The organism is Enterobacter sp. PGRG2 (assembly GCF_030291195.1).
Taxonomy (GTDB): Bacteria; Pseudomonadota; Gammaproteobacteria; order Enterobacterales; family Enterobacteriaceae; genus Enterobacter_D.
The window spans coordinates 1,070,174-1,076,367 of the sequence record NZ_CP127837.1 but is presented as its reverse complement, the minus strand read 5'-3'; the positions used below and the strand labels follow the sequence as shown (position 1 = coordinate 1,076,367).

The 6,194-nt window shown below is 55.2% G+C and carries 6 protein-coding genes; 1 reads left to right on the top strand and 5 read right to left on the bottom strand.

Features of this window, described 5'->3' with window-relative positions:
• Positions 1–42: 42 nt before the first annotated feature.
• The 5 genes from QRD42_RS04605 to QRD42_RS04585 all read right to left on the bottom strand — a co-directional run bounded on the left by QRD42_RS04605 (position 43) and on the right by QRD42_RS04585 (position 4,942).
• Positions 43–1,422, bottom strand: a complete 1,380-nt coding sequence (locus QRD42_RS04605) for a carbohydrate porin (RefSeq protein WP_072570961.1) — start codon at positions 1,420–1,422, stop codon at positions 43–45.
• 150 nt (positions 1,423–1,572) lie between these two features.
• Positions 1,573–1,875 (bottom strand): PTS lactose/cellobiose transporter subunit IIA, encoded by a 303-nt coding sequence (locus QRD42_RS04600; RefSeq protein ID WP_072570963.1) that lies wholly within the window; start codon positions 1,873–1,875, stop codon positions 1,573–1,575.
• Positions 1,872–3,269 carry a glycoside hydrolase family 1 protein gene (locus tag QRD42_RS04595; RefSeq protein WP_321988287.1) on the bottom strand — a complete coding sequence of 466 codons (1,398 nt, stop codon included), beginning with the start codon at positions 3,267–3,269 and terminating at the stop codon, positions 1,872–1,874. The genes QRD42_RS04600 and QRD42_RS04595 overlap by 4 nt, the downstream gene beginning before the upstream one ends.
• 20 nt (positions 3,270–3,289) lie before the next feature.
• Complete coding sequence (locus tag QRD42_RS04590) at positions 3,290–4,615, bottom strand: PTS sugar transporter subunit IIC (RefSeq protein WP_318362519.1); 1,326 nt, start codon at positions 4,613–4,615, stop codon at positions 3,290–3,292.
• Between the two features lie 12 nt (positions 4,616–4,627).
• Positions 4,628–4,942: a PTS sugar transporter subunit IIB gene (locus QRD42_RS04585; protein WP_072570968.1), complete on the bottom strand. Its 315-nt coding sequence runs from the start codon at positions 4,940–4,942 to the stop codon at positions 4,628–4,630.
• 295 nt (positions 4,943–5,237) lie between these two features.
• On the opposite strand from QRD42_RS04585, the gene QRD42_RS04580 reads away from it, so the two are divergent.
• Positions 5,238–6,191 carry a LacI family DNA-binding transcriptional regulator gene (locus QRD42_RS04580; RefSeq protein WP_072570969.1) on the top strand — a complete coding sequence of 318 codons (954 nt, stop codon included), beginning with the start codon at positions 5,238–5,240 and terminating at the stop codon, positions 6,189–6,191.
• The last annotated feature ends 3 nt before the right edge of the window (positions 6,192–6,194 follow it).

Genomic DNA, 6,194 nt, shown 5'->3' with positions numbered 1-6,194 from the left:
CATCTGTAGGCCCGGCAAGCCTGCGCCGCCGGGCAACCCATACTAGAACCACGCTTCCCACATCGCGCCGACGTTGAACGAATCCAGGGTTTCATCATCGGTATTGTTGATACGCGCGGTGCGTTCGTTATCCACCTTGCCGCCGGTCACGTAGAAGCGCAGCATCGGACGGAATTCCGGTCCCATGTCGATGGAGATGTTCTGCGACAGCGTGGCTTTCCAGCCGTGGTTATCCCCGCCCTGGTCGAAATCAACTTTCTGCCAGCCCAGTTCCAGCCAGGTGGAATGCACCTGGTTCCACCAGTACATCGGACGCACAATGGCGTTGTAGTTGCGACGATCGTCGATGTTGTTCGCATCGTTCGAATAGTCGTGGTACGCCAGCAGGTATTCGACCTGCGCCTGTTGGGTAAACTTGTAGTTACCTTCAAAGCTGGCGTAGATCGCCGTCAGTTCGTCGGTTTTGTTGTAGACGCTGTTGTCTGAGTTATCGGAGTAGCGGGCGATGACTTTATTCACGCCGCTGTCGCCGGTGTGGCTCAGCACCACGCCGCCCTGCCAGGCTTTCAGACGCTCATCGCTGTCGACGGCTTTCGAGTCAAAGCCATAGTTGGCGTACAGCTCCACGTCGATCGGACCGGCTTTGATGCCGTGAACTTTCGAGGTCACCGCATAGTTGCCTTTATCGCCGGTGCCGGAGCCGCCGGTACAGGTGATGCGCGACGGGTTGCCTTCGTCATTCATCACTTCCGGGCTACAGGATTCCACGGCTGCCACGGTCGCCACGTCAAACTGCACGCCGCCGATGTCGAAGTTTTTGATCCCCGCGCCCTGGCCGTCATGGTTCATCCAGAAGTAGTCGTTGATGCCCTGTTGCGGACGCTGATGGAAGTCACGACCCGCCCAGATATAGGCGTTCGGGTTGGACTCCAGAATGTTGGTCACCCCGGCGTAGGCTTTTTTCAGGTTCACCTCGTCGCCCCAGTGATCGATCATCACATTGATGTCCCAGATGGCGCCGTTCGAGCCTTTGAAGGCTTTGGAAAGCTGGAATTCGCCGCCGTTGCCTTCATTACCCAGACGACCAATGGCCGAGGAGCCGTTATAGGAGCCATCGACGCCGACGAATTTCTGATCGCCGCTCTGGAACTGCGCGCCGTAACGCGCATAGCCGGTGAACTTCACACCGAACGGGATCGCCATGTCCGGCGTCTGGGCGGTGCTTTGCGGTTCGGTGATGACGTCGGCTTTCTTCGCAATGGCCGCGTCCATTTTCGCCTGGCGCTCCGCCAGGGCTTTATCCACCGCTTTAGCCACGATGGCGTCGATCTGTTCCTGAGTAAATTCCTGTGCCACTACGTTTCCTGAGCAAAGCGCAGCCATGACCGCCAGCGCCACCGGAAGTTTTTTATTTAATTTCATGTTTGTCTCAATGTAGTAAATTATTTTCAGACAATAATCATCCCGTCCGTATTAAACGGAATAATTGTGCTATCACCATGTCATATTATTTGTGGGTACAGATGTATTAAAATATTCTCGTAACGATTTCTCCGTTATCTGATAAATAAATTAACGTTGATACAGCTGGACGATTTCTTCGGATAATTCACGGGCCAGTAATGACGTCATTAAATGATCCTGGGCATGAACCATAATTAATGTCATCGGCTGGCGGGCTTCGCCGGCATCCTGCTCAATCAGTTTTGTCTGCATATGGTGCGCCTGGCGCGAATAGCCGTCGGCTTCGCGCAGCAGGCTTTTGGCTTCGTCGATGTTGCCCGCGCGCGCGGCACGCAGGGCTTCAAAGCACAGGCTGCGGGACTGCCCGGCGTTGACGATAATTTCCATTACCGCTTCTTCTAATTCGATCATGATAAAGACTCTTCGTTAAAACCATTGTTGGCTGAGGTGGCGGCAAACCATTCCCCGCTTTTTTTGACGGTGCGCGTCTGGGTTTTCAGATCCAGCTGGACAAAACCGTAGCGGTTTTTATAGCCGTTACACCAGGACCAGTTATCAATAAAGGTCCACATGTGATAACCAAGGCAATTACAGCCTTCGCTGATCCCTTTATGCAGCCACTTCAAATGCCCGGATACAAATTCAATGCGATAATCGTCATTAATTTTGCCGTCTTCTACAAAGCGCTGTTCATTTTCCACGCCCATGCCGTTTTCAGAAATAAAGCAGCGCGGGTTGCCATAATTGACGCGTAAATTGGTGAGGATGTCGTAAATACCCGGCTCGTAAATTTCCCAGCCGCGATACGGATTCATTTTCCGCCCTGGCATCTCGTAATAATCAAACAACCACTCCGGCATAAACGGCGACAGCGGGTTAACGGCGTTTTCACGGCATTTCACCCGGCGCGGCTGGTAGTAGTTAATGCCCAGCAGGTCGATTTTTCCTTCGGCGATCAGCGCGCCATCTTCCGGCGTGCAGGCGGGCAGTTGATCGTACTCTTTCAGCAGCGACACCAGATCGGGCGGATATTCCCCTTTCAGCACCGGATCGAGGAAGCTGCGGTTAAACAGCAGATCGGCATGGTGCGCCGCGGTGACATCCGCCGGATGCTGCGAACGCGGGTACGACGGCGTCAGGTTCAGCACGATGCCAATTTCCCCGGCGTAGTGCCCGGCGCGGAATGCGCGCACCGCCGACGCATGGGCCAGCACAGTGTGATAGGCCACGGTGGCTGCGCGTTTGAAATCCACCACGTTCGGGTAATGGAAGTCATACAGATAGCCGCCTTCCACCGGCACAATCGGCTCGTTGAAGGTAAACCAGTGCATCACGCGATCGCCGAACAGCTCAAAGCAGACCTGCGCATAACGGCTGAACGCCTCCACCACCTCGCGGTTTTCCCAGCCGCCTTTCTCCTGCATCACCATCGGCATATCGAAGTGGAACAGGGTAATAAACGGCGCGATCCCCTGCGCCAGCAGCTCGTCAATGACATTGTTGTAAAATGCCACCGCCTGCGGATTCACCTCGCCGGTTCCGTCCGGGATCAGCCGTGACCAGCTGATCGAGGTGCGGAAGCTGTTATGGTTCAGCTGTTTCATCAGCGCGATATCTTCGCGCCAGTGCTGGTAAAACGTCGAGGTATCCGCAGGGCCTACCTGCTGATGAAAGCGCCACGGCTGGCTGGCGTACCAGTGATCCCATGTCGTTGCGCTTTTACCGCCGTGCTGGCTTTCCCCTTCGGTTTGCAGCGCCGAACTCGCGCTACCCCACCAGAAATGCGCGGGAAATGCGTATTTCATCTCAACCTTCTCCTTATTCATTACTGGCTGACCGTTTCCGCCAGCGGGCTGGTGGTCTGCGCTTTCTGCTCTTCGGTTTTCATCAGCGAGCGCTCATAGGCACGCAGGAACGGCAGGTACATCAGCGCCGACAGCACCATACAAATGAGGCACATCACCACCGGACTCAGCGCCCAGTTGGCGGCCCAGGACGCGCCTATCGGTGCCGGTGTGGTCCACGGCGTCAGGGAAACCACCTGCGCCAGCCAGCCGAGACGGGTCGCGCCATACGCGAGGCAGGCGTTAACCATTGGCACGAAGACGAACGGGATGAACAGCATCGGGTTCATGATGATTGGCGCGCCGAACAGGATCGGTTCGTTGATATTAAAGAAGCTCGGCACGATGCCCATTTTGCCGATGGTCCGCAGGTGCGTCGCACGGCTGCGCAGCAGCAGGAACGCCAGCGGTAAAGTGGAGCCCACGCCGCCAATCAGCAGATAGTGATCCCAGAAGCCCTGCAGATACACGTGCGGCAGTGCAGCGCCCGCGGCCAGCGCGGCCTGGTTGGCGGAGAGGTTCGCCATCCAGAACGGGTTCATGATGCCAGTGACAATCAGCGAACCGTGGATACCGGCGAACCAGAAGATCTGGCACAGCAGCACCGACAGCAGAATGGCGGGCAGAGAATCCGATGCGGATACCAGCGGCTCCAGCAGGTGCATAATCGCCTGCGGCAGGATCATGCCGGTCTGCGCTTCAATAAACAGGTTCAGCGGATGCAGGGTGGCGATCACCACCAGTACCGGAATGAGGATCTCAAACGAGCGCGCCACCCCGGTCGGCACTTCCTTCGGCAGACGGATGGTAATGTTGTTCTGCTTCAGCCACGCGTACATGCGGGTGGAATAAATCGCGGTGATCAGCGCGGTAAAAATCCCCTGGCCGGACAGGTACTGCGTGGAGATTTTGCCGTCCGCATAAGGTGCTGCGACCAGCAAAAACGCCATAAAGGCCAGCAGACCGGACATCACCGGATCGAGATTAAACTGCCGCCCAAGGCTGGCGCCGATGCCGACGGAGATAAAGAACGTCATCACGCCCATGCTGAGGTTAAACGGCAGCATCAGCTGTTCGCGGTAAGTCTGGGAAAAATCCAGCCAGCCACGGGCAAAGCTGTTGGTGGTATCGGCGGAGAACGGCGGGAAGATAAACACCAGCATAAACGAACCGATGATCATGAACGGCAGCGCGGCGGTAAAGCCATCACGAATGGCGATAACGTATTTCTGCTGACCCAGTTTGCCCGCCAGCGGGGTGATGGATTGTTCAATGACGGCAACCATTGACTGATATAACGAACTCATAGGAACACCTTTTTAGTGCGCCGCCTCGATGAGCGACAGAGCATAGTCCAGTACCTTATCACCGCGCTGCATACCGTAATCCATCGGGTTGATGGGCTGAACGGGGATGCCGCAGGTGGCAGCCTTTTCGGAAAGCGTATTTAACATGTATTTTACTTGTGGGCCGAGTAACACCACCTGATAGCGCGAGAACTGCGTATCAAATTCCGCCACGCCGTAGGCATCAATCTCCACCGGCAAACCCCGGGTTTGCGCCTCTTCGACCATTTTTCTGACCAGCAGACTTGTGGACATGCCCGCAGAACAACACAGCATGATCTTGACCATCGACAACCATCCTCAAAATGTTAAAAGTTATTGCGGAGCTGATTGGATAACAAACGGAAACCGGTTTCCATTTTTTCGCGGATGAATTGTGAAGCCCGTCAATCTCTGTAATTTATAAGCGTTCTTTATTAGCGCTGCATCACAGATTTTGCGGCTATTCTGATAGCAAGAAAGTGCGTTTGGAAAATCGGTTTCCATGAAAAATGGAAAGCGGTTATACTGCAACTGGCGATATTATGAGCCATTGTACGATTTGGAATTTTTTGGCCCTCGCCGGGCCTCCCAGGGGATAAAGATGTCTACAATCAACGACGTATCACGTTTAGCTGGGGTGTCAAAAGCCACAGTTTCACGGGTGTTGAGTGGGTCGCGAGGGGTCAAGGAAGCCAGCCGCCTTGCGGTGTTAAAAGCGGTTGATGAACTGAATTACCGGCCAAACGTCATCGCCCAGTCTCTGCTGAGCCAGTCCACGGGCTGTATCGGCGTCATTTGCGCCCAGGACAACGTTAACCAGACCACCGGTTACCTGTACGCGCTTGAGAAACATCTCAGCCAGCATCAGAAACATCTGCTGCTGCGTTTTGCCAATAATAAAGCGGGCGTGATGAATGCGCTGGAGGAGCTGACCTGCGGCCTGTGCGATGACGTGCTGATCATTGGCGCACGTTTTCCGCTGGGCAACATCGATGAGAGCGTGATCCTCGTGGATTGCGCCGAGGCGGAATCCACCAACAGCATCCAGTTTGACCACGCTTTCGCCGCTGAAACCGCCTGTAATTACCTGATAAGCCAGGGCCGACGCCAGATCGCCGTCATCCACCCGGATACCAGCGGCGCGGCGGATCAGGTTTTACTCGGTTACAAACACGCGCTGGAAAACAATTTCCTGCCGTTTAATCGTAATCTGGTGTTTATGGATTCCACCAGTTCGTCCGTCGCCTTACAGGTCCTGCTTAACAACGCGACCACGCTGAACTTTAACGCGCTGCTGGTGGCCGACGAGCAGGAAGCGCAGCGGGTGATCAGCCAGCTTCAGGCGTTTAATAAATCGGTGCCGGGCGACATTATGGTGTTCAGCCTTGCCGGTTCGCTGCAATTACCGGGCATTCCGAGCATTCCCGCTATCGAGTATTCGATGGACGCCATGGCTGCCCGTATTGTCAGCTGGCTTACCGAAAAAACGCAAAGCGTACTGGGTGCCTGCGTACTGCGCGGCGATTTAATTATCCCGGATCGCAGAACGCGTTAATTA

Coding starts and splice junctions, on each gene's coding strand:
- QRD42_RS04600 (WP_072570963.1), bottom strand. CDS start 1,875: ATGATCGAATTAGAAGAAGCGGTAATGGAAATTATCGTCAACGCCGGG.
- QRD42_RS04585 (WP_072570968.1), bottom strand. CDS start 4,942: ATGGTCAAGATCATGCTGTGTTGTTCTGCGGGCATGTCCACAAGTCTG.
- QRD42_RS04595 (WP_321988287.1), bottom strand. CDS start 3,269: ATGAAATACGCATTTCCCGCGCATTTCTGGTGGGGTAGCGCGAGTTCG.
- QRD42_RS04580 (WP_072570969.1), top strand. CDS start 5,238: ATGTCTACAATCAACGACGTATCACGTTTAGCTGGGGTGTCAAAAGCC.
- QRD42_RS04605 (WP_072570961.1), bottom strand. CDS start 1,422: ATGAAATTAAATAAAAAACTTCCGGTGGCGCTGGCGGTCATGGCTGCG.
- QRD42_RS04590 (WP_318362519.1), bottom strand. CDS start 4,615: ATGAGTTCGTTATATCAGTCAATGGTTGCCGTCATTGAACAATCCATC.